This is a genomic window from Pseudodesulfovibrio thermohalotolerans, from assembly GCF_021353295.2.
GTDB lineage: Bacteria > Desulfobacterota > Desulfovibrionia > Desulfovibrionales > Desulfovibrionaceae > Pseudodesulfovibrio > Pseudodesulfovibrio thermohalotolerans.
This window is the reverse complement of record NZ_CP120635.1, coordinates 882,479-907,500: the sequence shown is the minus strand read 5'-3', so window position 1 is coordinate 907,500 and position 25,022 is coordinate 882,479. Positions and strand designations below refer to the sequence as shown.

General features: G+C 61.1%; 19 protein-coding genes and 1 CRISPR repeat array. Of the genes, 9 read left to right on the top strand and 10 right to left on the bottom strand.

Annotated features, from left to right (window positions below):
* Nucleotides 1–685: 685 nt before the first annotated feature.
* The 9 genes from LF599_RS04090 to LF599_RS04050 all read left to right on the top strand — a co-directional run bounded on the left by LF599_RS04090 (nucleotide 686) and on the right by LF599_RS04050 (nucleotide 9,065).
* Entirely contained in the window at nucleotides 686–1,975 is a 1,290-nt protein-coding gene (locus tag LF599_RS04090; RefSeq protein WP_279522394.1) for a COG3415 family protein, read from the top strand.
* Nucleotides 1,976–2,190: 215 nt separating this feature from the next.
* Nucleotides 2,191–2,988, top strand: a complete 798-nt coding sequence (locus tag LF599_RS04085; RefSeq protein WP_279522393.1) for a DUF3100 domain-containing protein — start codon at nucleotides 2,191–2,193, stop codon at nucleotides 2,986–2,988.
* A 2-nt stretch (nucleotides 2,989–2,990) separates the two neighbouring features.
* Nucleotides 2,991–3,437: a hypothetical protein gene (locus tag LF599_RS04080; protein ID WP_269941686.1), complete on the top strand. Its 447-nt coding sequence runs from the start codon at nucleotides 2,991–2,993 to the stop codon at nucleotides 3,435–3,437.
* Nucleotides 3,438–4,592: an amidohydrolase gene (locus LF599_RS04075; RefSeq protein ID WP_279522392.1), complete on the top strand. Its 1,155-nt coding sequence runs from the start codon at nucleotides 3,438–3,440 to the stop codon at nucleotides 4,590–4,592.
* An 87-nt stretch (nucleotides 4,593–4,679) separates the two neighbouring features.
* A complete protein-coding gene (locus tag LF599_RS04070; RefSeq protein WP_279522391.1) occupies nucleotides 4,680–5,885 on the top strand; it encodes an L-serine ammonia-lyase, iron-sulfur-dependent, subunit alpha in 1,206 nt (401 codons plus the stop codon).
* A gap of 215 nt (nucleotides 5,886–6,100) precedes the next feature.
* Nucleotides 6,101–6,943: a nuclear transport factor 2 family protein gene (locus LF599_RS04065; protein ID WP_279522390.1), complete on the top strand. Its 843-nt coding sequence runs from the start codon at nucleotides 6,101–6,103 to the stop codon at nucleotides 6,941–6,943.
* 105 nt (nucleotides 6,944–7,048) lie between these two features.
* Nucleotides 7,049–7,984 (top strand): helix-turn-helix domain-containing protein, encoded by a 936-nt coding sequence (locus LF599_RS04060; RefSeq protein WP_279522389.1) that lies wholly within the window; start codon nucleotides 7,049–7,051, stop codon nucleotides 7,982–7,984.
* A 10-nt stretch (nucleotides 7,985–7,994) separates the two neighbouring features.
* Complete coding sequence (locus LF599_RS04055; RefSeq protein WP_279522388.1) at nucleotides 7,995–8,675, top strand: 4Fe-4S binding protein; 681 nt, start codon at nucleotides 7,995–7,997, stop codon at nucleotides 8,673–8,675.
* Between the two features lie 162 nt (nucleotides 8,676–8,837).
* The gene (locus LF599_RS04050) at nucleotides 8,838–9,065 is read left to right on the top strand and encodes a hypothetical protein (protein ID WP_279522387.1); all 228 of its coding nucleotides are present in this window, start codon (nucleotides 8,838–8,840) and stop codon (nucleotides 9,063–9,065) included.
* Between the two features lie 73 nt (nucleotides 9,066–9,138).
* A CRISPR array of direct repeats spans nucleotides 9,139–11,687; the repeat unit is 32 nt; unit sequence GTTTCAATCCACGCCCCCGGGTGGGGGGCGAC.
* A gap of 176 nt (nucleotides 11,688–11,863) precedes the next feature.
* Here LF599_RS04050 and cas2 read toward each other — a convergent pair.
* The 10 genes from cas2 to LF599_RS04000 form a co-directional block, all read right to left on the bottom strand.
* Nucleotides 11,864–12,157 carry a CRISPR-associated endonuclease Cas2 gene (gene cas2, locus LF599_RS04045; protein WP_279522386.1) on the bottom strand — a complete coding sequence of 98 codons (294 nt, stop codon included), beginning with the start codon at nucleotides 12,155–12,157 and terminating at the stop codon, nucleotides 11,864–11,866.
* Between the two features lie 2 nt (nucleotides 12,158–12,159).
* On the bottom strand, nucleotides 12,160–13,191 hold the full coding sequence (cas1c, locus tag LF599_RS04040) for a type I-C CRISPR-associated endonuclease Cas1c (RefSeq protein ID WP_279522385.1): 1,032 nt from the start codon (nucleotides 13,189–13,191) through the stop codon (nucleotides 12,160–12,162).
* Complete coding sequence (cas4, locus tag LF599_RS04035) at nucleotides 13,188–13,799, bottom strand: CRISPR-associated protein Cas4 (protein ID WP_269941693.1); 612 nt, start codon at nucleotides 13,797–13,799, stop codon at nucleotides 13,188–13,190. Before cas4 ends, cas1c begins: the two co-directional genes overlap by 4 nt.
* A gap of 3 nt (nucleotides 13,800–13,802) precedes the next feature.
* The gene (gene cas7c / locus LF599_RS04030) at nucleotides 13,803–14,684 is read right to left on the bottom strand and encodes a type I-C CRISPR-associated protein Cas7/Csd2 (protein ID WP_279522384.1); all 882 of its coding nucleotides are present in this window, start codon (nucleotides 14,682–14,684) and stop codon (nucleotides 13,803–13,805) included.
* A gap of 3 nt (nucleotides 14,685–14,687) precedes the next feature.
* Nucleotides 14,688–16,415 carry a type I-C CRISPR-associated protein Cas8c/Csd1 gene (gene cas8c, locus LF599_RS04025; RefSeq protein WP_279522383.1) on the bottom strand — a complete coding sequence of 576 codons (1,728 nt, stop codon included), beginning with the start codon at nucleotides 16,413–16,415 and terminating at the stop codon, nucleotides 14,688–14,690.
* Complete coding sequence (gene cas5c, locus LF599_RS04020; RefSeq protein WP_279522382.1) at nucleotides 16,412–17,077, bottom strand: type I-C CRISPR-associated protein Cas5c; 666 nt, start codon at nucleotides 17,075–17,077, stop codon at nucleotides 16,412–16,414. Before cas5c ends, cas8c begins: the two co-directional genes overlap by 4 nt.
* A 763-nt stretch (nucleotides 17,078–17,840) precedes the next feature.
* Complete coding sequence (gene cas3 / locus LF599_RS04015; RefSeq protein WP_279522381.1) at nucleotides 17,841–20,018, bottom strand: CRISPR-associated helicase Cas3'; 2,178 nt, start codon at nucleotides 20,016–20,018, stop codon at nucleotides 17,841–17,843.
* A 183-nt stretch (nucleotides 20,019–20,201) separates the two neighbouring features.
* The gene (locus tag LF599_RS04010) at nucleotides 20,202–23,285 is read right to left on the bottom strand and encodes a molybdopterin dinucleotide binding domain-containing protein (RefSeq protein ID WP_279522380.1); all 3,084 of its coding nucleotides are present in this window, start codon (nucleotides 23,283–23,285) and stop codon (nucleotides 20,202–20,204) included.
* A complete protein-coding gene (gene nrfD, locus LF599_RS04005; RefSeq protein ID WP_279522379.1) occupies nucleotides 23,278–24,249 on the bottom strand; it encodes an NrfD/PsrC family molybdoenzyme membrane anchor subunit in 972 nt (323 codons plus the stop codon). The genes LF599_RS04010 and nrfD overlap by 8 nt, the downstream gene beginning before the upstream one ends.
* Complete coding sequence (locus LF599_RS04000; protein WP_279522378.1) at nucleotides 24,242–24,955, bottom strand: 4Fe-4S dicluster domain-containing protein; 714 nt, start codon at nucleotides 24,953–24,955, stop codon at nucleotides 24,242–24,244. The genes nrfD and LF599_RS04000 overlap by 8 nt, the downstream gene beginning before the upstream one ends.
* Between the last annotated feature and the right edge of the window lie 67 nt (nucleotides 24,956–25,022).

Sequence of the window (25,022 nt, the reverse complement as noted above, 5' to 3'; positions counted from 1 at the left end):
CACCTTTTTTCAACTTTTTTTTCGTCGAAGCGGACGTTGACCCCACTCGTTGGCGGGAGGGGAAAACTATGCTTTAGCCCTCCCCAAGTCAACACCTTTTTTCGTCCAATCGCATCTTTTTTCACTCCCCGCGCCCCCGCTCCCCGGAAAAGCCCGCCAACACACGGTTTGCGCCCGCAACAAACATCAAATCAGCACGTTACAACAGACCTCTTATAGATATGAACGACCGTGCTTGGCCGCTTGAATGCGACTGGGGATGCTCCCTGGCCCCAACCTGAACCTCGTCCTCCCCCGAACAATCCTCCATATCACGAGACGCTCTCGAAGACATCCATCAATTCGCCTCCAACACCAACGCCTCGGCCTCTCCGACAGACCACGCCTTGAACCCACACGAGCTCGGTCCGCTCAGGCGGAGAAGCCCCTTCCCCACCAAGACTCCTCCCCAGGCTAAAGAGTCCGATGACCCGCGACCCGATTTCATCGCTTGAGCATCAGCAGCCCCTACAATCCCGAAGCATATAATATGATATGGTCGCGACCGACGAGGATACCCCGAAGCCCCGGGGAATATAGCTCAGCCCTGTTGACAAATTCATGTGAAACCGCTAGCAAAAACCATTTACGGGCATTTTTCGGACAAGGCCGTAACTACTCTGTAACCGCTTCCGACCGGCATGTAATGAAAAAGACAATCGCGCTCATCGGCCCCTCCGACTCGGTGGAGATCATGCGGGAATCCATGGTCCGGTTCTTCCCGAACGTTCCATTCCGGGAATACATCCGGGAGCGCATCGAAGACACCCACGAAGTCATCGAGCAATGCCAGATGGAATGCGACGGCCTGCTTTTCTCCGGCATCGGCGTACAGGACGCCGCCAAGGCCAGATGCATCCTGACGAAACCGTACGCCAAGATCGAACGCGGAGCCTACAGCCTGATCCGCGCCTTCTCCGAGGTACTCCGCCTTGGGCTCTCCTTCGACCGCATCAGCATCGACTGCGTCACGAATCAGATCCTGCATGAAGTTGTCCGAGAATTCGGCATCCCCTTCGGCAAGGTTCATTCCATGCCCTTCTCGACAAAAGTGCCGGAACAGGCATTCCTGGACTGGCACCGCGAGCTGCTTGAATCCGATCAGGTCGACCTGGCCATTTCCGGCTTCGGCCTGGTGTATCAGGAGCTGGTTTCCCACGGCCACTCGGCGCTTCGCATGTTGCCCAGCTCCCTCCAGGTCCGCGATACGGTCGAGCACCTCCTGACCGCCATCGCGGCCCAGGGGCTCCGTTCCGCAGGCATCGCCATCCAGATTATCCAACTGAGCCGCAACGAAACCTACTCCACAAATCAATATGACCGCATGAAGGACGAGGGACGCTTTTTCCTTGAACTTCTCGACTACGTGCGCGCTGTCCAGGGAAGTATCTTCACCATAGGCAAGCGTGAATACGTCATTTTTTCCACAAGGGGAGTCATCGAAAGCCCCGAACATCTGGACATGTTCGGCCTACTCATAGACTGGGGCCGAAAGAACAGCATCAACGTAAGTTCGGGCATCGGCATCGGCACCACGGCCTTTGAAGCGGAGAAATCCGCACAGACGGCTATCTCGCACAGCCGCGAGCTTCCCGAAGGCGGCCTGTTCCTGGTCCACGACGATCACATTCGCGGTCCTTTGGGCGAAGATGACGAGCTGCTCTACCGCACGCGCGTCGAAGACAACGCCCTGCAACGCATCGCCAAGGAGATGGGCACCACCCCCCGCTATCTGGACCGCATCCGGGCCATCATAGAAAAAACGGGCAAGAACACTTTCGACTCCGGCGATCTGGCCGCTTGCCTGGGCATTAGCGAACGCAGCGCCAGACGCGTGCTCAAAAAATTTCTGGACAACGGCCATGCCGCCGTGGTGGGCCAAGGGGCTCCCCACACCGTTGGACGTCCGAAAAAGCTTTTTCAAATAAAGTTGTAATGTGCGCCCGTTTTGTTTTGGCCATTTTCGGACATATTTCTGACGTGTCCGATATAAAACAATCAATCGCACCAACCTGTTAGCGGGAGGGCAAGAAGAGGATTCCGAATTCAGAGGAGAGGCCGGCGCAAAGCGGTCTCCCGCTCCAGTGAGGGGGCGGGCGACAACGAGCGCGCCGGATACGCATCAATCAAACCAACAAAAGGTAACATTCCATGGTAGACGCAATCAAAAACGTGAAGGTCCACCTGCTTGTGCTCGCGCTGGTGGTCGGCTCTGAGCTGATCGGCATTCTCAAGTTCGACGTTGGTCCGGGCATGTTGGTCCTGATCCCCATGCTCTACGCCGTGATTATCGGCACGTTCATGGGGCCCAAATTCCTGAAGATCGTCAACGACAAGGACATGGGCCACGCAAGTTCCCTGGTCGCCCTGACCCTCATGCTGCTCATGGCCCGCTACGGCACCCTGGTCGGCCCGAACATCGTCGAACTCATCAAGGCCGGTCCGGCCCTGCTCCTTCAGGAGTTCGGCAACATCGGAACCCTGCTCATCGGCATTCCGATCGCCATCTTCCTCGGCCTGAAGCGCGAAGCCGTGGGCGCGGCCCACTCCATCGCCCGCGAGCCCAACGTCGCCCTCATCGGCGAAGTGTACGGCCTGGATTCCCCCGAAGGACGAGGCGTCATGGGCGTCTACATCTGCGGCACGGTCTTCGGAACCATCTTCTTCGGCCTGACCGCATCCATCCTGAGCGCGCTGAACCTGTTCCACCCCTATGCGCTGGCCATGGCCGCCGGCGTCGGTTCCGCCAGCATGATGACCGCCACCGTGGGCAGCCTCTCGGCCATCTATCCCGAAATGGCCGACAAGATCCAGGCGCTAGGCGTGGCCAGCAACACCTTGTCCGGGCTGGACGGTCTGTACATGTCCATGTTCATTGCACTGCCCCTGGCTAACAAACTGTATAAGATCGTCTACCGCATCCGGTACGGCGCCGCCCAGGAGGCCTAGCAATGAATAAGATCACGGAATCCGCAATCGTCCTTATCATCGTGGCCGCCATCACCCTGGTCGGCAACTGGATCGGCTACGGCTTCGGCATCATCGACGCCCTGCCCGGCATGGCCGTGCTCGTGGCGATCTCTATCCTCGGCATCCTGGCCAGCAAGTACGTCTTCAAGCTGCCCGCCGTCCTGTACGTTATCACCTTCGGAATGATCCTGACCATGCCCGGCGTTCCCGGCAATGCCGTTGTCGCGGGCTGGGTTTCCAAGGTCAACTTCCTGGCCCTGACCACCCCGATCCTCGCCTACGCGGGCGTCGGCATAGGCAAGGATCTTCCGGCCCTGAAGGCCACCGGCTGGCGCATCGCTGTCATCAGCTTGTTCGTCATGGCCGGCACCTACATCGCCTCGGCCGGTATCGCCCAGGTCATCCTCAAATCCCTTGGAGAGATCTAAATGCCTCTGAATCCCGAGATCGAAGCCTGCTTCGAAGAGATGCGGGACATCCGCAGGCACCTGCATACATGCCCGGAAATCGGCCTTGAGACGGCCGGGACCGCCGCATTCGTGAAGGAACAGCTCGACGGCTTCGGAATCGACCACCAAGATATCGGCGCAAATTCGGTGTTGGCCATAGTCGAGGGACGCGGACCGGGCAAGACCATCGCCTTCCGCGCCGACATGGACGGACTGGAAATCACCGAAGAGACCGGACTGCCTTACCAATCCCGGACCGAAGGACGTATGCACGCCTGCGGCCACGACGGTCATACCGCCACCATGCTGACCTTCGCCCGCTATCTGGCGGACCACCGGGACTTCGACGGCACGGCGCTTCTCCTGTTCCAGTCGGGCGAAGAAGGCTTCGGCGGCGCGGTCAAGATCATTGAGGACGGCCTGTTCGAAAAGTACAAAATCGACCTCATGTTCGGCCTGCACAACTGGCCCGGACACGCGGAGAACCACATCATCGTCCATCCGGGAGCCGCAATGGCCTCGGAAGACCGTTTCGATGTGACCATCCGGGGCAAGAGCGGGCACGCGTCCTCCCCCCACCTCTGCGTGGAGCCGTTCGCGGCGGTGGCCGACTTCATCGGAGGCGCGCAGTCGATCATCACGCGCATGGTTTCGGCACACGACAAGGCGGTCATCAGCATCACCCAGGTGCACGGCGGCAGCGCGTACAACATCATCCCGGACGAGGTGGTCATACGCGGCAATGTGCGCACCACGGACAGCGGCGTGCAGGACCTCATTGAGGAATCCCTGGGCCGCCTGGCCGACGGCCTGGCCTCCATCTACGGGGTGCAAACGTCGTTCGCCTATCATCGGAAACATCCGGTGCTGACGAACTCCACTCCGGAACCGGCCATGAAGGCGGCGGCCCGCGTGGTGGGCGAGGAAAACGTACGCACCAAGGAACTCCCGGCCATGGGGAGCGAGGACTTCGCCTTCTACATGCAGCACACCAAGGGGTGCTTCGTGTGGGTGGGCAACGGCATGGATTCGCCCGTCCTCCACAACAGCAAGTTCGACTTCAACGACCACGGCATCCTGGTGGGAGCCTCCTACTTCGCGGAGCTCCTGAAGGAAGTCACGCGGCAGCCCTAGGGACCGCCGCGGAACCATACTCCCGCAACGCTGCCCGGGACACCGCTTCCCGGGCAGCCCCATCCATCTTTCACAACGGAACAGAAAATGGATTCTCTGAAAGAGCTCTACAAGAAAGGCAACGGCCCCTCCAGCAGCCACACCATGGGTCCACAGAAAGCGGCCAAGGCGTTCATGGAGCGCACGCCCGAAGCCGCGCGCTATCGGGCAACCCTGTTCGGCAGCCTCGCGGCCACGGGCAAGGGGCATCTCACGGACTGGATCATCGAACAGACCCTGGGGACCGATCGTACGGAAATCGTATGGAAGCCGGAGGTCGTGCGTCCCTTCCACTCCAACGGCATGATCTTCAAGGCCCTGGACGCCCAGGAGACCGTCCTGGACTCCTGGGAAGTGTACAGCGTGGGCGGCGGCACCATCGCCGAAGCCGATTCGCCGACCCGGGGCACGAAAACCCTGTATCCCCACTCCACGCTGTCGGCCATCACGGCCTATTGCAAGGAGAACAACCTGGAACTGTGGCAATACGCCGAGGAACAGGAAGGGCCTGAGCTCTGGCCGTTCCTTGAGGACATCTGGCGGGCCATGCAGGACGCCGTCGAACGAGGCCTCAAGCGCACGGGTGTCCTGCCCGGCGAGCTGCACTACCCCCGCAAGGCCAGCACGTTCTTCAAGAAGGCCCGAACCCAGTCGGGGCCGTTACGCAGCACGGGCAAGACGTTCGCCTACGCCCTGGCCGTCGCCGAAGAAAACGCCTCGGGCGGAAGGGTCGTCACCGCGCCCACCTGCGGTTCGGCCGGGTTGATCCCCGCCGTCCTTCGCTCCATGCAGGAGAGCTACGACCTGGGCGAGATGGAGATTCTGCACGCCCTGGCCGTGGGCGGCCTGATCGGCAACGTCGTCAAGACGAACGCCTCCATCTCCGGGGCGGAAGTCGGCTGCCAGGGAGAAATAGGAACCGCGTGCGCCATGGCCGGCGGCATGGCTGCCTACCTATTCGGCGGCTCGCTCATGCAGATCGACTACGCGGCCGAGATGTCCCTGGAACACCATCTGGGCATGACCTGCGACCCGGTCGGCGGCTACGTTCAGGTGCCCTGCATCGAACGCAACGCGGTCTCGGCCATCCGGGCCATCAACGCTGCGGAATATGTTCTTTTCACAGACGGCGAGCACCGCATCAGCTTCGACCAGGTCGTGCAAACCATGGCGGAGACGGGCCGCGACCTGAAATGCGGATACCGCGAGACCTCCCTGGCCGGACTGGCCAGGCTCGGCATCAGGAAGAGCTGAGGCGCACGCTCCCAAGCGAGAGACCGCTCCTCTCCCTATCTCTCTCATTCTCAAGAACCGCCCGCGCACCGAACCGCCGATGCGCGGGCGGTGAATCCCTCCCTTCCCGCTTTCCCCGGCCAAAAGTGCCACTCTTCCGCCATTCAATCCCTTTTTCCAAAGAATAGGACCGGTTATTTTTTCTCCTCTAGACAACAGCAAACAGGAGATATCCCATGAAAAAACTGATCTTATTATTGGCCCTGGTCGTTACCTTCGCGGCCGGCGCGCAAAATGCCCGGTCCGAAGGCGAAACCGGCCTGTCCTCCAAGGAAAAGGCGGTCGCCCTGATCCAAAGCATCGAATCCGGCGACAGCGGACCGGCCTCGTACGTGAATCCCGACAAGTACATCCAGCATAACCTGCTGATCGCCGACGGACTGGCGGGCTTCGGGGCGGCACTCGCCCAGTTGCCCGCCGGAAGCGCCAAGACCCGCGTGGTCCGCGCCTTCCAGGACGGCGAGTACGTCTTTCTCCACACCGAATACGACTTCTTCGGCCCCAAGGCCGGGTTCGACATCTTCCGGTTTGAAAACGGCCTGATCGTCGAGCATTGGGACAACCTCCAGGCCCTGGCTCCGGCGAACCCCTCCGGCCGTACGCAGTTCGACGGCCCCACCGCCGCCATTGACCTGGACAAGACCGAGGAGAACAAGGCGCTCGTGAAGGACTTCGTGGAAGACGTGCTCATGGGCCGCAATCCCGGCAAGATCACCGACTACATCGTCCCGACAAACTACATTCAGCACAACCCCGCCATGGGCGACGGGCTCGAAGCGCTGGGCGCGGCGCTGAAGGCCATGGCCGACGCCGGAACCCCGATGACCTATACCGCCAACCACATGATCCTCGGCGAAGGGAACTTCGTGCTCAGCGTGTCCGAAGGCGAATTCCTCGGCAAACGCTCCGCCTTCTACGACCTTTTCCGGGTCGAGGACGGCAAGCTCGTCGAGCACTGGGACACCATCGAGGAAATCCTTCCCCGTGACGCCTGGAAAAACGGCAACGGCAAGTTCTAGCGCAACGAACGTCCGGCTCGCTGCCACGGGCCGGGCGTTCTTGCACATCAACCAAGGCGAATGAATATGAAATGGAGATCGCGCGGCACAACCGGGAGCCCTTTTATGGCTGGTTCGATCGGCGCGGTCCGTGGTATCGTGGCGGACATGAAGAACGCAGTCCCCACGCACAAGGCAGCGGACCACATCGACGCATTGTCCAACTTCGAGATATGGCCATTCACCGTGGGCACGGGCTGTCCGATCAGCGACCTGAGCGAGGCGCACTGCCACGATTTCTATGTGGTTCACTACGTTTCCAGGGGGCGCGGAAGGCACGTCATCGATTTCGAATATTACGACATCGAACCGGGCACGCTGTTTTTCGTCTCTCCCCGACAGTTGCACCTGTGGCAGGTGGAATCGAAACTCGACGGCTTCATCATGGCCTTCAGCGAAGACTTCCTCATCTCTTCGGCCGGGCTGGGAGACGGCATACCGGAACTGGAATTTTTCCACACCGCCACCCACTCGCCGACGATCCGCCTCACCGAAGGCCACGGCCACGCAATCGAAACCCAGCTAAGCGCCATGCGCGAGGAGTACGCCGAACGCCGCGAAGGTTATGTGTCCGTGCTCCGGGCCTCCTTTCACATCTTCATCGTCCAGTTGCAGCGCATCGCCGCCGAAGAGATGACCAAAGTGAAAGGCCGCAGGGAGCACCGGCTGGTACGCGGGTTCAAGCGGCTGGTCTCGGAGCTGTATGCAAGCCAGACCAACATTCAGGAATACGCCGAGAAGCTCAATGTCAGCGTCAGCAGACTCAACGAGGTCATCAAGGACGGCACAGGGCTCACGCCCGGCCAAATCGTTCGCAACGAACAGGTGATGGCGGCCAAACGGCTGCTCGCCCACTCCGACATGAACGTGTCCGAGATATGTTTCAGCCTCAACTTCGAAGACCCGTCGTACTTCGGCCGCTTCTTCAAGCGGGAGACGGGCACGTCACCATTGTCTTTTCGGGATGCCATCCGAAGCAAATATCAGCAATTTTCCAGATAGGAGAGGTCCTATGACCATGCAGGAAATCCATTCGGCCATCGAAAAAATCGGCTGTCTCACTTTCACCACCCTCGACAACACCACCATGCACAGCAGGATCGTCAGCGTGTGTGGGGGAGACGACGAAGGCATCTACTTCCTGACCATGAACATCAAGCCCTTTTACCGTCAGTTGAAGGGCAACCCCCATGTGTCCGTATGTGGAATATACCCGTCCGGCCGGAAGGAAGGGAAAAACAAGGTGGGCCAGCCGTATTGGCAGCCCGGCTTTTTCCTGCGCATCACGGGCGAGGTCCGGGAGATCCCGGAAGACGAAGTGAAAAAAAAGGCCGAAGGCGGCAGCGAACCCCACAGGTACGCCCTGGAGGATGCCGAACGCTACCCCGCCATGAGGCTGTTCTGCATATTCCGGGGCAAGGGGGAAATCTACGATTACGACTTCGAGATGGAAAACCGCGACCACAAGCTGTTGCGCACGCGCTTCGCCTTTGGCGGGGAGACCGTCCGGGAGGCCGGGGTCCGCATCGATCCCGACAAGTGCATCGCCTGCGGCGAATGCCGCGAAGCCTGCACCTTCAAGGCCATCGAGGAAGGCGACGTCTACCGGGTCAACGGCGAACGGTGCGACGAATGCGGCAGTTGCATCCAAGTCTGCCCGCAGGACGCCATCGAATTTCCCGAAACCATGTAGATCGCCCGCCCGCACCGGGGCATCACATTTCGAGGCAGGAAACTGTTTTCACTTCACGGCCGGGATGCTAACAACGGACGCGGAGCCATATAGGCGATCCCATGGCGGATCGGTTGGCGCGCAAGCCACTTGGACTCATTTGAACCATCAACGGCGCATCTGATGATCGAGACGTTTTTTGCACGAATCCTGACCGGAACCCTGCTCTTTCTCCTGGCGGGGACACTCGCCGCAGTTTGCCCGCCCGGCCGGACTCAGGCCGAGAGTTTTGGTCCGGCCATCATCGGCAAGGCGGGGTCCGAGGGCCAAAAAACCACCCGTTCGCAGCTGCTCCCATTCGCCTTCCGCTCGGATCTGGTCGGGCTGGCCGTAGGCATCGTTTTCGCATAAAACCGCAGCCCCCAGCCACGCCCCCGGGTGGGGGGGGCGACGCAAATGGAGGCGAGGATAATAAGCAATCCAAGTTTCAATCCACGCCCCCGGGTGGGGGGCGACTTCCGCTCGTAAACCTCATGCTCCCAGGCGTCCGTTTCAATCCACGCCCCCGGGTGGGGGGCGACTGGTAGGGGGGGGGGTTAAATGTCCAAGGGTGGGTTTCAATCCACGCCCCCGGGTGGGGGGCGACCTTTGCAGTGATTAATGTCGCAGGGGATTCCATGGTTTCAATCCACGCCCCCGGGTGGGGGGCGACATTCCCGGCATGTTCGGCGTGTCGCTCCAGGCGGTTTCAATCCACGCCCCCGGGTGGGGGGCGACGGGCGACGCCGCCGACCGTGGCCTGATCAGCGAGGTTTCAATCCACGCCCCCGGGTGGGGGGCGACGCCCCGAACAGTTCAACAGGAAGCTCTTCAGCACCTGTTTCAATCCACGCCCCCGGGTGGGGGGCGACTCTGGACGCCAAGGGCCAGCCCTACTCCAACCGTGTTTCAATCCACGCCCCCGGGTGGGGGGCGACATCAGGACCGACTTGACGCAGCCAATACTGCGGCAGGTTTCAATCCACGCCCCCGGGTGGGGGGCGACCTGTCGGGCGGCTCATCAAAAAACAAACTGGTATGTTTCAATCCACGCCCCCGGGTGGGGGGCGACCCGCATGTGGCGCAACCCCCAGAAAGGGATTCTCGTTTCAATCCACGCCCCCGGGTGGGGGGCGACGCCATGATGGCGGTCTACTACCAGTGGCGTGAGTTTCAATCCACGCCCCCGGGTGGGGGGCGACGGGACACGTCACGCTGTACACGTCATTGCCGTACTGGTTTCAATCCACGCCCCCGGGTGGGGGGCGACTTAAATGAAATTATACGATCTCACGTTAACGGCAGTTTCAATCCACGCCCCCGGGTGGGGGGCGACTCCTAAATTTTACGCCATGGTCAAGAAAAAAATAGTTTCAATCCACGCCCCCGGGTGGGGGGCGACCCCGTAAGTGGGTTGCCAGCAAGCTGCGGCCCATGTTTCAATCCACGCCCCCGGGTGGGGGGCGACTCGCTGAGGATTTCGCGGAAGAAGCCCGCCAGGAAGTTTCAATCCACGCCCCCGGGTGGGGGGCGACCTAAATTTACGGTCAATAAATTCAATACGTTACAGTTTCAATCCACGCCCCCGGGTGGGGGGCGACACGGCCTCGTAGGTGTTCGCCATGATGGAGAGACTGGTTTCAATCCACGCCCCCGGGTGGGGGGCGACCCGCCTGGGCGCGTTCATCGACGGGTCCATGCAGGTTTCAATCCACGCCCCCGGGTGGGGGGCGACCAAGATCATCGTCGATGAGTGCGGCCTGATGTGTGTTTCAATCCACGCCCCCGGGTGGGGGGCGACCATTGTTCTCGATAATAAGATATGGTTTATTATAGTTTCAATCCACGCCCCCGGGTGGGGGGCGACATGAAATCGAAGACACACTCGATAATAGAATAATGTTTCAATCCACGCCCCCGGGTGGGGGGCGACGCCGTGGGATTCAAGGTGGCGTTTCGTCAACACCTTGTTTCAATCCACGCCCCCGGGTGGGGGGCGACTTTCTATTCATGTTCTGAACCTTCATTCTGCGCTGTTTCAATCCACGCCCCCGGGTGGGGGGCGACTTCCTGTTGATTTACTAGCAGCAAATTATGCACTTGTTTCAATCCACGCCCCCGGGTGGGGGGCGACTCGTTTCTGACGTTGCGCGGGGTATGGATAAAGACGTTTCAATCCACGCCCCCGGGTGGGGGGCGACGCCGGTAAGTTCCCCCCGGCACAAAAGAAGTTCGGGTTTCAATCCACGCCCCCGGGTGGGGGGCGACAGAACCACCCCCCGGACCGGCGCAGCACAAGCCTGTTTCAATCCACGCCCCCGGGTGGGGGGCGACCGACAACACCGCCACCTACGCCTCCACCATCAACGTTTCAATCCACGCCCCCGGGTGGGGGGCGACCAACGTCTAGAGGTGACCAGATGCAAATGATTCCTGTTTCAATCCACGCCCCCGGGTGGGGGGCGACACGGGGCTGCCCGACTACATGGGCGTGATGGCCGTTTCAATCCACGCCCCCGGGTGGGGGGCGACGCATGGACCTGAGCGGCGAGGACAAGGCCACGGGTTTCAATCCACGCCCCCGGGTGGGGGGCGACCCCATTCCGTCTCAACCGTGGCGGCAAAACGCCGGTTTCAATCCACGCCCCCGGGTGGGGGGCGACCGCCAAGTTCCACGATGTATCGTTGCTCACGGCTGTTTCAATCCACGCCCCCGGGTGGGGGGCGACATTCGAAACCATCGTGCTTAATCACAACGATATTGTTTCAATCCACGCCCCCGGGTGGGGGGCGACCGTCCTGCCAGCGCTTTTGAACCACAGACGCTCTGGTTTCAATCCACGCCCCCGGGTGGGGGGCGACCGACGAGCCTCTTTTGGGTGCTGTATCCGCGCCGGTTTCAATCCACGCCCCCGGGTGGGGGGCGACGCCGGGCTACGCAGAGCAGCTTAGAGTCCTTGTTGTTTCAATCCACGCCCCCGGGTGGGGGGCGACTGTGGGACGCCGAACGCCCTTTGGACGCGGGTTGCCAAGGCAAACATCGCGAACCAAGGGAAACGGACGCCTCAAATCTGTTCAGATTCCGACCTTGCCTTCTTTGTTGATTGTATCAACTTGCTTTTACCGTAACGCGAACCTGCCGGGATTTTACCGACCGCTTGGGGTTCGCGCTAAAGAATGAGGGTGTCCCTCTCCGGATCGTAGGCGACACCTGCCCCGTGCTGCTCCACCCGCCGTTGCCAATTCTTCCCCAAAAAATAAAACCGCAAACTGTCACGGTCCTCATCAAATGCTTCGAGCAAATTATGACGCAAATGTGCCCACTGAGCAGGATCGACCACGCATTCGAATACGGAATACTGCACCCGCTGCCCGTAGTTCTCGCAAATCTTGGCGATTTTGCGCAAACGCCGCTTGCCGCCCGATTCCTCGAAACTCACATCGTAACTGACCAACACCAACATTCTTACCTCCAGAAGTAAGGAGGGTATCCGTCAAGATCATTACGTATGGCGCGCGCCATAAGCTGCGCCTGGACATGAAAGGCCAACCCAAGCGAGATGCGTTCCTTCAAAAACGGATGCGCCACTTCCTCCTGTTTCCGTTTCTGCCACGCCGTCAGCACCGTCTTGCGCGTGTCTTCGTCCATGAATACCGCACCGCTCTCCTTGCTCACGAATCCACGGGCGCGCACCTCGCCCCGATTTATCAGAGAAAGTACCAGCCTGTCCGCCAGGAACGGCCGAAATTCCTCCATTATGTCCAAGGCAAGCCCGGGGCGTCCGGGTCTGTCCCGATGCAGAAAACCAACCTGCGGATCAAGGCCCACCGCTTCCAGCGCGGAACGCACGTCATGGGCGAGCAGCGTATAGACAAAGGAAAGGAGACAATTTACCGCATCCAATGGCGGCCGCCGGTTCCTGCCTTCGAAATGAAACGTCCGGTCCTCGGCAAGAATCAGATTGTCAAAGACCGCAAAATAGGCGTTGGCCGCCTGCCCTTCCATGCCGCGAGCCTCGTCCAGGCTCACAGGGTGGCGCAGGCGTTCGGCGCACGCGTCGAGCATGGATATTGCCCCGTTCATGGCGAGGGCGTCCACGCGATTCCTGTGGTCGCGCAAGCAACGACGGAGCACCGCTCGCGAATTGGCTATCTTCCCCGCAATAATGGCGCGTGCCAACCGCGACGATGCCTCCGCCTCGTCGGCCAACCGATATTGAGCCCTCCGAAGCAGGACGTTGCCGCTCTGCGGACCGCGCACCCCGGCCAGATACCGTCCCCGCTCGGTCAAAAACGACACGGCCAGCCCCTTCTCTCCGCAATGACCAAGCAAAAAAGGACTGCACAACACGTTGCCGAAACAGACGATGCCGTCCAGCACGTGGACCGGAAAGCGCCGCTTCACTCCGTCCTCGGCCCGCACCACCACGCACTCCCCGTCCTTGGACAGGTAGGTGCCCTGAGAGGTGACGTAGAGCGTATTCAATAGCTTTTTCACGGGTCCAATCCCTTCAGCAAATAGTTTTCCACCCGTCGGGACGCGCTAGGCATACACGTGCTCTTCAGGGAACAATTTCGGCACCGCTTTCCGGCCACGGCCTCCGGGGTCTCGGCCCGTTCGACCATGGCGTGCAGATCCCGGCAATACCCCTCGACAGCCTCGCGCAACCGGGCGTCGAAAACAACTCGCTCCCTGCGCCGGGGCTTGCCGTAGAAGATGGCCCCTTCCGGCACGGCCACGCCGAGCATCTCCTCCAGACACATTGCCTGGGCGCAAAGCTGGGCGCGGTCCCAATCCTCGACCTTGGGGCTGCCACGCTTGTACTCCACGGGAAACGGCACCTCGCGCCCGTCCGAGCCGGGCCTCATCTCCACAACGTCGGCCACACCATAAAGCCCCAGCCGATCACTGCGTAACGGCACGGCCCGATCCTGGATGACACCTCCGCGCCGCCCCGGATTTCCGGCATCGGCGCGGAGGTGCAAAAGCCGCCCTTCGGCGGTGAACCGGTTCTCCTCCCAGACTTTTTCCACATGAATGAGCGCGCACTGCCTCGGGCAGTACAGGTAATGCTGCAACGCGGAAAGGGGCAGGGTCCGGTCCATGGGCTAGAACTTCACTTCAACGTCCACAGTATCGGGAACCGCATCCCGGTCTACCGAAACCGCATAATCCGCAAAGGAACGGGCTGGAGCTTCCGCGTCCTCTTCCCTGCGCTTCACGGTCACGGCCTCGAAGAGCTTGTGCGCCGGGGCATTACCCAGGGCGTCCTGATGCTTGAAGACAATCAGACCACGCGGGCTCATCTTGCCCCGGGCCGCGGAATGATCGTGGTCGAACATATTCGCCAGGGCCTGCCAGAACAGCTCAAGGTCGGCCTCGGAAAAGCCGGTCCCCTTGTCGCCCTGCGCCAGATGCGCGGAAACGAACCCTTCGGCGCGATACAGGGCGTAAGGCACGATGTATTTGCGCCCCATGGTGCGGTTGCCGCCCTCCTGCGCCTCGGCCTCCTTGGCGGTCTCCACGGCCATGCGGGTGATGGACACCTCGGCCGGCACGATTGGCTGGATGCTCCGGGCAAAGGTCAACTGCACCGGCCCGCGCACCTGTCCGCAGTTGTTCTCCTTGGTGGACATGACCGCCCCGAAGGTACGCACGTCAAAGAAATTGTCGCACATCCACTGCCGTGCCGCAGCCACCTGCTCTTCCTTCTTCTTGAGCTTCTTGACTTCCTCGGTCTTGTAAGCGGGTTCACGCGTCTGCGACAGCACGCCCCGTTCGGCCACATAGATATTGTAGCTCTCGGCCCCCTGCTTCACGATATCCACATAATTGCGGACCTTGCGCTTGAGGCACACGTCGGTGACAAGACCAAAACCGGTTTCGGGGTCGATACGCGGAGTGTTGCCCGCGTCCGGGTCGCCGTTGGGATTGCCGTTTTCCACATCGAACAGGTAGATGAACTCATAGCGATTATTGATGGCGGTCATGATCTATTCCTCCGTGTCCTTTTCTTTTTTGGTGTAGAAGTCCTGCATCTGCTGGTAGTAACCGATGGTGAACAAGCCCTGTTCCCGCAACGAAAGGGTCTTGGGATATCCTGCCGTGTCATCCATGTTGCCGATGATCTTCATCATAATGCGGTCATAATAGTGGGCCAGTCCTCCCTTCTCCTTGTCCTTGGCGATCTTGGACAACCAGTTTTGCGCGTTACTGATGATAATGGGAAAGACCAGCCCGGGCGTAGCCGCTGCCGAGGCGAAGTACTTGTCACGCACCGAGGCGTTGACGTTTCCCAAAGCGGCATTCTGCGTACGCTCCAGCGTGGCAAACAACCTGCCGAGCAGATACCCGGTTTCCCGATTTTCCTCGTTCAGATGCATGGTTATCTCCTCATTTGCATTGCTTCGAAGCAGGAAGGCCTTGAGTATGGCCGTCCTCAGATACGTTATTTCCCTGTCGGCCCGAATGCGACCGATGGCGGCGGAAAGGAGGGTCTGCGGATAAGGCCGACCCTGTATAATTGACCGAAGAAACTGGCCGGGCAAAAGCGGCGACAGGTTTCTGATGTCCCGTTGCAGGGCCAGTTCCCGCAACAACTGCCACGGGCTCGGGTGTTCCGGCTCGTTGTCAAAACGGCGTTGCAGAGACAGGGCGCGAAAATGCGCTCCCAGATTTTCCGCCATCTGTCCCACGGTTCCGACATGCCAGAAACGCACGGAGAGCCGCGCCGCATTGGGCGAAAGGCCGAGCACGTAAAACGGCGTCCGGGCTTCACCGAACTCCTCGGGATATTTTCCTTGGGCGACATCCCCGAGGTACCGCTCCATGCGCTGGACCAGGCTGTTATCCTCGGACTTCTTGGCTCCCATGGCGTACCCGAAGAGAACCTCGGCCTGACTCGGCGCTTCGGCCCAGAAGACCATCGTGGTCTCGCCCACCTGCACCTTGCGCGTGCTGTCCGGGGCGAGCAGACAGTTGAGTGCCGTGGTGTAGGCAAAGGCCGCCCGCACGGAAATCGGGGAGTTGAGGTTCTGCTCTTTGCCGTAGGACTTGGCCGCGTCGATGTTGAACGAGACCAGCGAGGCCCCGGCGGTCTGCGCCCCGGGCACGCCCTTGATCTTGGCATTGGTGGGGGGAATGGGGGCGACTTCGCCGGTGACAAGGCATTGCCCCGTCTCGAATTCGTCATTCCCCGCCGTCAGATGATCGCGCCACGCCCGGCGGAACGCGGGACGGTCGTGCAGAAAGCCCGGCTCTCCGTCGAGCATGAAGACGATGTTCAGGCCAACCATCTCCTCCCAGCCCGGCAGTTCCGCAGCCCGCTCCGGGTCCCATTGCTCCAGAAAGGCCAGCAGGGCCGCCGCGCCCTCGTCGTCCACGCCGTTCAGCGCCTCGAAGGCCAGCGTCTTGAAGGCCGCATGGGTCATGGCCGTCCGCTCGGGTTTGCCCTTGTCGTCCGCGCCGAGCACATACCCGGTGTTGTCCCAGGCAAAGTTGGATTTAATTCCGTTAGCCTTCACAACAGGACCCGGTACTTCAATTCGACGCGGGCGGCCCTTCTCTTCGCGCAAATCCATGGGACGTCCCACCAACGCGCCGCTTCGGTCCAGCGTCAGGGCGAAATGCACCCCTTGCAGCCCGAACCCGAACTCGGAAACTTGTGCCTTCGGATCGTCGAGCAGCCGCTTGTAATATTGATTCAGGGCTTGCAATATCATGAAACAACCCCCTCGCGCTCCAACGCCTTGGTCACCTCGACCACACCGCGTTCCAGGGACGGGCGGAAGAACAAGGGGGTCATGTTGTTGCGGTAGTCGAGGTCGTAAAGCATCCAGCCGAGATCGCGCGGTTCCTCGCCGAACAGGGGCGACGCTGGGATCTCACCTTCGACCGGCTCGAAAAAGGCCGCAAACTCGCGGCATCCGAGATAGGGACGGTGAAAGCACTGTCCCTTTTTCGCCCGCCGGTTGAACATGTCCAGATGCTTGCCGTCGTTGCGGTCCTCGGCGGACGTATACTCGAAGTGCGCCTCGATGACGTACTCCACATCGCGCAGCAGCAAAGCCGCCCGCTGCTGCCGGTTGTCCTCGACATACAAACGAAGCGGGACGCCCTTCTTCATGGCGCTGCTCACCCCGGTTGCGCCCTTGAGCGGCACCTTGGCCGACACCTCGTTGCGACGCACGTTGTCGAATCGTATGGGTTTCATGACATGGATACGATCCACCACCCACCGGATGGACGGTTTCCAGTACACCGCTTCCAATATTCCCCGCGCCGCCGAAGGAGTCATCACGTCGTAGCTGACGCGTTCCACCTTGAGTTCCGGCCGGGTAAAACAGGCGTACTCTCCCCAGACTCTGAGTTGGATTCCTGACACGAATCACACCTCCGTGTTGTTTGTCTGCGGACCTTATTCAAAACCAACTATTTGAACAACAATAAAAATATTCAAAACATATTGATTTAATTGTTATCTTGAACTGTTATATGCTCACTTAAAAACATCAAAACAAAACACAGAATAAACAAATAAGCACTCGTACACCAATACTATCGATTAAAACTTGCCCACTTCTCAAGTCATAAGTTATTACCTGCAGTGATTGTGCTTCAGAATAAGCATATAGCGAGAAAGAAAATAAAATATTCATTCAAATATTTACCTGAATACTCCTTTTGCGATGCAATGTTCTAATTTTTTTGTTTGGGGTTGTACCAGATAACCAAAATTAGTTACCTGGTACAGCCCCTTTTATTTTGTTTTTTCAAAAAGCCAACAAGGATAGACACAACCCCGAAAACCAATTGGATAGACAAAAGCCAATCGGCAGGCAGCATACCTAAATCAATCGCAAGGCGACAAAAGAATACAGTCAAATGTCGAAATTTAATTTTAGTATAAATCATATCTAGTGAAACTCCTGAATGATCTGACATTGCCTGGACACCCGTGCGCTTAATCACATCAAAGATGTTTAACCTGTCGTATCCGAAAAAAGTGACGACGGCAAGTGAAAACAATTCACTAGATAGGAAGAGGTTAGCGACATAAGTACATAAATCCTAACTAGTGTTTCAATCCACGCTAACCTCTCCCATTGTATTAAGATGCATGAAGAAACTTGGGCCGTCAACCTTTCCTAAAAGATAAAACTCTTGGAAAAAGAGTCAGTAAGCACGGCCAGGCCGAACAAATCGTCATACAACTCCTCTCGACTCAGCGCGGCGCATCCGTCGACGACCATCTCCAGGCCGCCGGCTTCATCCAGCGCCTTGAACTGGCGGTCGTAAACCTGCACCGTGTACTGTTGCAGCCTGCGCAGGATTCCGCCCGGATGCTCGGCGTAACGAAGATCGTCCAACAGCTTCCGCGCCGTGTCGTCCCAAGGGATAATGACCGGAACCATGGGGTTGTCGATAAGCCGAAAGTCATGCTCGGCCCGCTTGAAATACCATTCCCCTTTCCCGTCTTCATCGCCCAGGGACTCCATGATTCTCTTTTGGTCCATATGGTCGCTCTCCAGCCAGTAGTGCAGCCCGAAATACCGCTTTACGGCCTCGGGCGAAAACGGGTCCCTTCCTTCCGGGCCGCGCAGCACCGAAGCCGCATGTCCCGCCTGAGCGGCAAAGGCCTTGGGCAAACCCTCCGCCGGGTAAAACACCGACACCGGCGCGGTCCCCTCGCGTTCGCCCTCGCGGTTACACCGTCCCGCCGCCTGGACAATGGAGTCCAGCCCCGCCATCTCACGGATCACTTCGGGGAATGATACGTCAACGCCTGCCTCGACCAACTGCGTGGACACCACGCGGCACGGCTTTCCGGCCGACAGCATGGCCCTGATCTCGTTCAGCCGTTCGGAGCGATGGGCCGGGCACATCAACGCGCTCAGGTGCCGCGCCCCGGATTCGTCCCTAATCATCCCGAACAGCTCGGACGCCCGGGCGCGAGTGTTGACTATGCACAGGACCTGATCCCGCTCCCGGACCAGATCGGCCACTTCCGGGAGGCCCAACTCGTCGAGATCGTGCAGCTCCGTCCGCTCAAAGGCTTTGTGCAACCTAACCGGGTCCGGGGCCAGCTCGCGTCCGTCAAGCCCGGCCAGGCCGCGCGCGAAATCCTCCCGGCGCAAAGCGGGCTGGGTGGCCGTGCACAGGACCACACTGCATCTGTAATGGGCGGCAAGCTCCTCAAGGGCGCGCAGGCAGGGGTCCATGAAATCCACGGGCAGCATCTGCGCCTCATCCAGAACGATCACCGACCCGGCCAGATTGTGCAGCTTGCGGCAACGAGACGTTTTGGCCGCGAACAGGGACTCGAAAAACTGCACGTTGGTGGTGACCACCACGGGCGCGTCCCAGTTCTCGCAGGCCAACCGATGACGGCGGGCCGCTTCGGACTCGCGTGCGTTGTCCACGCCGCCAAAGGTTGAATCCGCGTCGAAATTGCTGTGATGTTCGACGACCGCGCCGGGGAACTCCCTGAACACGTCGCGGAAAACGCGGGCGTTCTGCTCGATAATGGAGGTGTACGGGATGACATGGACCACCCGCCGCATGTCGTGCCTGAGCGCGTGATCCAGGGCGAACGCCATGGATGACAGGGTCTTGCCGCCGCCGGTGGGGACGGTCAGGGTGAACAGGCCGGGATCAAGGACGGCCTGTTTCCGGCAGTGGGCCAGTATCTCGGCACGCAGCCCGTTGATCCGGCCCGCACCGTCAAACTCGGCGAGCTTGCGGTCCAGGGCAGCTCGCAGGGATTCGAGGGACGGTCCCGAAACACGCCACGAGCTTTTCTCGGCGTCCATGAACGATTCGGTGTCGAGAAAGTCCGCATCCACCAGGGAAGAAAAGAGCATTCGAATCAAAAAGGAACATTGGAAACCGTTTTGCGGCATAAACGGCCACTCGGGCGGCTCAAGGCCGTCCAGCGGATTGTCGTCGGGCAAAGCGTAAGCCTTTTCAATGATCCGGCCCAACGATGCCCCGTAATCGGTTCCATAAAAATCCGGCAATCCGCTATGGTGCCCGGCGATGCAATAGGCGGCCATGCGCCCGAAAGCGTTGCCGAGTTCGTCGAAGAGCCTGGCTCCGGTCCCCTTGTGGTCGGCGTGGCCGGTGTATTCGCCCGTCAACCGCTGCTGGAACTTTGGATTGCGCTTGCCGATGTCGTGATACGCGCCGAGTATGCGCCCCCATTCCGCAGCCCCAAAAGCACCGGCGAAACCGGCCCCCCTGTCCGCCACGTTCCGCAGGTGATCTTCCAGCGTCTGCCAATTTTCCGGTCCCGTATTCTCCAATGAGTGCGCGTAAATATCCATTTGAACTCCCATTTGAGAATCGGCATAGCACAAATGAAACGTCAATAAAATATCTTATATACGACTTCACCCGCAAATCAGACTTCGCGCTTTGGCGGGCAAACGTACAGGCCCCCGCGAAAACGGTGTTTCCGCGGGGGCCTTCGATCAAGGGAGTTTAGTCGGGAATCGGGCGGGAAGGCGTCAGCCGACCCGCTTGAGGCGCACGGGGATGCCTTGGCGGGCGGCCGCGCCGGTTTCGTGTTCCTGGAGCGTGGATGCGCCCCGGCGGGTGGGGTCTTCCGGGACGAGGTCGTTGAGGCTGAAGCCGCCAGCCGCGCCCGGGTTGGCCGGGATGACCGAGCCGTCCACCTCGACGTTCGCCGCCCCAAGGGCGCGGTGGCCGAAACCGTGCTCCACGGCGATGACGCCGGGGGCGACCACGTCGCCGACCACCACCCTGGCGCGAACGGCGGCGGCCGGGCTTTCGATCTCCACCTCGTCGCCGTGGGCCAGACCGAGCCCGGCGGCGTCCCTGTCGTTGACCATGACCATATTCAGGGGCTTGATGGCCCGCAGCCGGTCCAGGACCACGGCGTAGGAGTTTATCAGGTTCGACTTGAACGAGGTCATGACAAAGGGATAGTCGTCCGTGGTCCAGACCGTGCGCAGCTCGCTCCCGTCGCACAGCCTGGGCGGCATGAACGAGGCCACGCCGAGATATGGCTCGCCGGTCTGGGAATTGATCGACGTGCCCACGGTCTCGTTGTAGATTTGCATGGTCCGCTTCCACCGCCCGCCGAGCCATTCGCCCTCGTAGCTCTTGGAGTATGGCGCAAACCGGCCTCCCCGGCTGTACACGGCGGCGACCGGGCCGCGCTCGCCGGACCGCAGAGTGCGCTCGATATCCGGCAGGATGCGTCCGATGCCGGACAGCGCGACATCCTCGTCGCTCGGGGCGGGCAGTTTCTGCCCCTTGAAGAAGGCGATGTTGGCCGCCAGCCGCAGATAGTAGTCCTCGGGCCCGTTCAGCGGATCGACCGAGCCGTCTTCCGCCGGAATGGAATTATCGCCGAATCCGGACAGTCCCATGCGCTTGGCCGCCTCAATGAGGAACTGCTCCATGCACACCGGGCGGCCGTCCGCCGTCCGCTCCTGCCGGGGCTCCACGGCGGGCCAGCGGGCCGTGGACATCTTGGTCAGCACGCCGGACCACGCGCCGGAGAATCCGCCCCACCCCTCGAACATGCACGGGTCCGGAACGAGATAGTCGGCATAGGCGTTGGTCTCGTTGTGAAAGGTGTCGATGCCGACGATCAGCGGCAGGTTCCCGGGGTCGCGGAGACTCTCATCCACGGCCCGCTGAAGTCCGCCGTGGCCGTAAATGACGTTGCCGGTCCAGTTGATCCAGCACTTGTAGCGGAACGGATAGCCGTTCACGTGACTGAGCAGGTGCTCGGCGGGCATGTTCGGCGGGGTGAACGGATACCAGGGATACTGCGCCGGGTAGGGATTCTGTCCGGCGGCCTTCTTCTTTTTGAACTCCGTGGACTTCTGGTACGGCGCGCGGCAGCGCACGGCCGGGAACCCCTTGGCCTTGATCGCGCCGGGGAACCCGTCCAGATCGTACTTCGGCCCCTTCATGGCCGGGCCGTGAAAATTGCCCGCCGTGGCCGAGATGCCGCCCTTGGCGTTGATGTTGCCGATGAGCGTGTTCAGCGTCAGGACGGTGAAGGTGGCGTTGGTGCCCGAGGTGCTCATCATGCCTCCGTGCACGTCCACCGCCGCCCTCTTGCCGTGGGAGGTGAATTCCCGGGCCAGCTCGATCATTCTTTCCACGGGCACGCCGCACACGGCGGACATCTCGTCCAGCCCGTGGGTCATGGCCTGATCCGCGAGAAGCTGGAAAGAAGTGGCCGCCTCCACGGTCTCGCCCGAGGCCAGGACTATCTCGCCCCGAAACTCCAGCACGCCCTCGTCGCATTTCTCCGAAGAGACGGGCTTGCCGGTGGCCGCATCCATGACGACGAATTCCTCATCGCCGCCAAGGCCAAGCTGGGCCGCGCGGAGGAACTTCCCGCTGGACGCGCCGGACCGGGCCACCAGGTAGGTGGCGTTGCAGATGCTGATTTCGCCCGCCTTCCCGGCGGCCGCCACATTGGGACGAACCAGGAAATTCCTGTCGTACCGCCTGTTCTCGATGATCCAGCGGATCATGCCCATGGCCAGTGCCGAGTCCATGCCGGGGTTGATGGGCACCCAGCTGGATCGCTCTCGGGCCGCGTCCGAAGCGGGCATACGCAGCACGGGGTCGATGACCGCATAATGCAGCTTGCCGTCGGTGCGGGCGGAGGCCAGGAGCCGTGCCGACCGGTTGAACGGGTTGGACGCCTGGGACGGCGCCGTGCCCCAGAACAGGGCAAACTCGCAGTTGGCGTAATCCGGCTTGATGTGGGCGTTTTTGGCCAGATCGTCCATGAACATACCCGAGCCGATGCGGAAGGAAAGGCCGCAATACGCCCCGTGCTTGCCGAAGTTCTTGGTTCCGAAGGATTTCATGCCGAACCGGCGGAAGAAGAAGTCGCTGCGCCCGTCGTCCACGGCATAGGTCAGGAGCAGTTGATTGCTCTTGGGGCCGAACTCGGGACGCTCGGGGTTGGCGGGTTCCTTGAGATCGCGGATGGCGCGCAGTCCGTCCACGTGGCCTTCGCCGAAGAGGTCGCCGCCCTCGACCACCTCCTGGACCAACTGTTCGAAAGGAATGCGCGTCCACTTGTTCTCCCCGCGCCTGCCCGCGCGCTTGAGGCAGTGGGTGATGCGAAACGGACTGTCCGCGGCCTCGAACATGGCCGCCCCGCGCCCGCAGACCGTGGACCGTTGGGCATGGCCCATGTCCTTGTCGGCGGACAGCCGGTCGAGCGCTTCCTTCACCGGCATGGACATGGGAAAATGCTTCTCGTGGGACAGCGGGTTGTACGGGTTGCCCGCCACCCGGACCACCTTGCCGGTGGCCTCGTCGATGTGCAGGCGCACGCCGCAGAAGGTGGTGCATCCCCAACACTGGTTGAAAGCGATGCGGCTCCCCTTGCCGAGCCGCACTTCGCCATCGGCGGTACGCTCGTATTCCGGGGACAGGGATCGGGGAGAGACCTTCTTCGGGTCCTCGGCAACGCCGGCCGAAGGTTCGGCCCCGGCTCTGCCCGGCTTGAGGAGAGCGGCCGCGCCGAGAACACCCAGCCCGGCGGCCGCGAGGCCGTTCCTGACGAGTTCGCGTCTGTCTTTATCCATGGGAATGCTCCTTCCTCGCCGTGGCGACGTTGCTGAAAAGGGACTTCAGGACCAGGCCGAGCCCCACCAGGAAGACCAGGCTTCCGGCGATGGACAACAGGGACTGGGCCGAGACGAGATGGGCCGCCGCACCCGCGTCGACGGCGGTAAACGATTTGCGGGGGACCGCCTGGCCGAGGAAGATGAGCCGGACGAAGAAACCCAGCCCCGCGCCGTAGCCGACCAGCCCGGCCAGAGACGCCAGGCCCCGCGCCTTGAGGGCGATCAGGCCGAGGACGGCTCCGACGACTCCGATCAGCGAAAGCGCGTTCCAGACCCCGGGAGCGGCCAGGACATACCCCTCGGGCGGAGTGAGCAGGAAACCGGCCCCGGCGCAGGCCAGGGACGCTCCGCTCATGGCCAGGAGCAGCCAGCCCGGCGCGGCCTGCCGCCGAAGCCCGCCCAACAGCGCGGCCAGCCCCGCGCCGCCGGACAGTCCGGCCAGCGCGAAGCCGAACGGCAGCATCGCGGAGGTCCACATGACCCTGCCCTTGAGGTAGCCTATCTCGCGAGACGCGTAGACCAGCACGCCCAGGGCGAAGAGGATCGCCAGCCCGGCCACGGGCCTGGCCATGCCGTCATCCCCAGCGTCCAGGTACAGGGCCAGCAGGGACATCCCGAGAAACACTGGCAGCAGGAAGGTGCCGATGGTCGTCCAGGAACTGAAGGCGGGCGAAATCATGAACATGTAGAGATGGAAGGGGTTGCCCAGAGACAAGGCGAGCGCGCCCATGCCGGTCATGGCCGAGGCGATGCCCGTCGCGAACAGGGTCCTGCGGCCTTCCCCGCTTCTTCCCGCCAGGACGAGCACCCCGGCCAGCAGAACCGCGACGGCCGCCGACGTGAGCAGGGCCAGGGCGAGCGGCTCCAGAATCTCCCAGGTTATTGCCGGAGGCACGTTGACCAATTCGATGACCCTAGGCATGTCCACCTCCAACGGCCTGCGCGCCTTCGGCCATGGGCAGTCCGACATTGGCCGGACTCTCCAGGAAGGCGTTCAGATTGACGTAATAGACGTTGGGCCTGGTTCCCATTTCCGGGGCCAGGACCTTTATCGCGCCTTCGTGTTCCTTGAGCGTCCGGCTGACCAGGCTCTCAGGGTCGTTCATGTCGCCGAAAATGCGCGCCCCGCCCACGCAGTTCTCCACGCAGGCGGGCAGCAGCCCGGCATGAAGGCGGTGAACGCAAAAGGTGCACTTGTCCGCCGAGCGGGTGTCGGGGTTGATGTAGCGGGCGTCGTAGGGGCAGGCCTGCACGCAAAAGCCGCAGGCAAGGCACTTGTCGCTGTCCACCAGGACCAGCCCGTCCTTGTTCTTGTAGGTGGCGTGCACCGGACAGACCGGCACGCAGGCGGGCTCCTCGCAATGGTTGCAGAGCCGGGGCAGCGGGGCCACGGTCGGAGCCGCGTCCTCGATGATGTATTCTCCCACCGAGGCGCGGTATTTTCCCACGGGAACCCGATTCTCCACGGAACAGGAGACCGAACAGGAATGGCAGCCCACGCACCGCCTGAGATCTATGACCATAGCGTACCGCGGCGTTTCGCCCCCGGCACGCGCTTCCGCCGCCCTGAGCGCGCCCAGGGCGGGCACCCCGGCGCAGGCGAGCTTGAGAAATTTCCGTCTGTCCATGAAACCTCCGGTTGCGCTTTTCGCGTTTACCCGGAGAATGCGACGGATTTGCAACCGGAACAATCGG

Bases quoted from the DNA above. Each gene is read 5' to 3' on its own strand.
- LF599_RS04090 (WP_279522394.1), top strand. From the start codon at position 686: ATGAAAAAGACAATCGCGCTCATCGGCCCCTCCGACTCGGTGGAGATC.
- LF599_RS04085 (WP_279522393.1), top strand. From the start codon at position 2,191: ATGGTAGACGCAATCAAAAACGTGAAGGTCCACCTGCTTGTGCTCGCG.
- LF599_RS04080 (WP_269941686.1), top strand. From the start codon at position 2,991: ATGAATAAGATCACGGAATCCGCAATCGTCCTTATCATCGTGGCCGCC.
- LF599_RS04075 (WP_279522392.1), top strand. From the start codon at position 3,438: ATGCCTCTGAATCCCGAGATCGAAGCCTGCTTCGAAGAGATGCGGGAC.
- LF599_RS04070 (WP_279522391.1), top strand. From the start codon at position 4,680: ATGGATTCTCTGAAAGAGCTCTACAAGAAAGGCAACGGCCCCTCCAGC.
- LF599_RS04065 (WP_279522390.1), top strand. From the start codon at position 6,101: ATGAAAAAACTGATCTTATTATTGGCCCTGGTCGTTACCTTCGCGGCC.
- LF599_RS04060 (WP_279522389.1), top strand. From the start codon at position 7,049: ATGGCTGGTTCGATCGGCGCGGTCCGTGGTATCGTGGCGGACATGAAG.
- LF599_RS04055 (WP_279522388.1), top strand. From the start codon at position 7,995: ATGACCATGCAGGAAATCCATTCGGCCATCGAAAAAATCGGCTGTCTC.
- LF599_RS04050 (WP_279522387.1), top strand. From the start codon at position 8,838: ATGATCGAGACGTTTTTTGCACGAATCCTGACCGGAACCCTGCTCTTT.
- cas2 (WP_279522386.1), bottom strand. From the start codon at position 12,157: ATGTTGGTGTTGGTCAGTTACGATGTGAGTTTCGAGGAATCGGGCGGC.
- cas4 (WP_269941693.1), bottom strand. From the start codon at position 13,799: ATGGACCGGACCCTGCCCCTTTCCGCGTTGCAGCATTACCTGTACTGC.
- cas7c (WP_279522384.1), bottom strand. From the start codon at position 14,684: ATGACCGCCATCAATAATCGCTATGAGTTCATCTACCTGTTCGATGTG.
- cas8c (WP_279522383.1), bottom strand. From the start codon at position 16,415: ATGATATTGCAAGCCCTGAATCAATATTACAAGCGGCTGCTCGACGAT.
- cas3 (WP_279522381.1), bottom strand. From the start codon at position 20,018: ATGGATATTTACGCGCACTCATTGGAGAATACGGGACCGGAAAATTGG.
- LF599_RS04010 (WP_279522380.1), bottom strand. From the start codon at position 23,285: ATGGATAAAGACAGACGCGAACTCGTCAGGAACGGCCTCGCGGCCGCC.
- nrfD (WP_279522379.1), bottom strand. From the start codon at position 24,249: ATGCCTAGGGTCATCGAATTGGTCAACGTGCCTCCGGCAATAACCTGG.
- LF599_RS04000 (WP_279522378.1), bottom strand. From the start codon at position 24,955: ATGGACAGACGGAAATTTCTCAAGCTCGCCTGCGCCGGGGTGCCCGCC.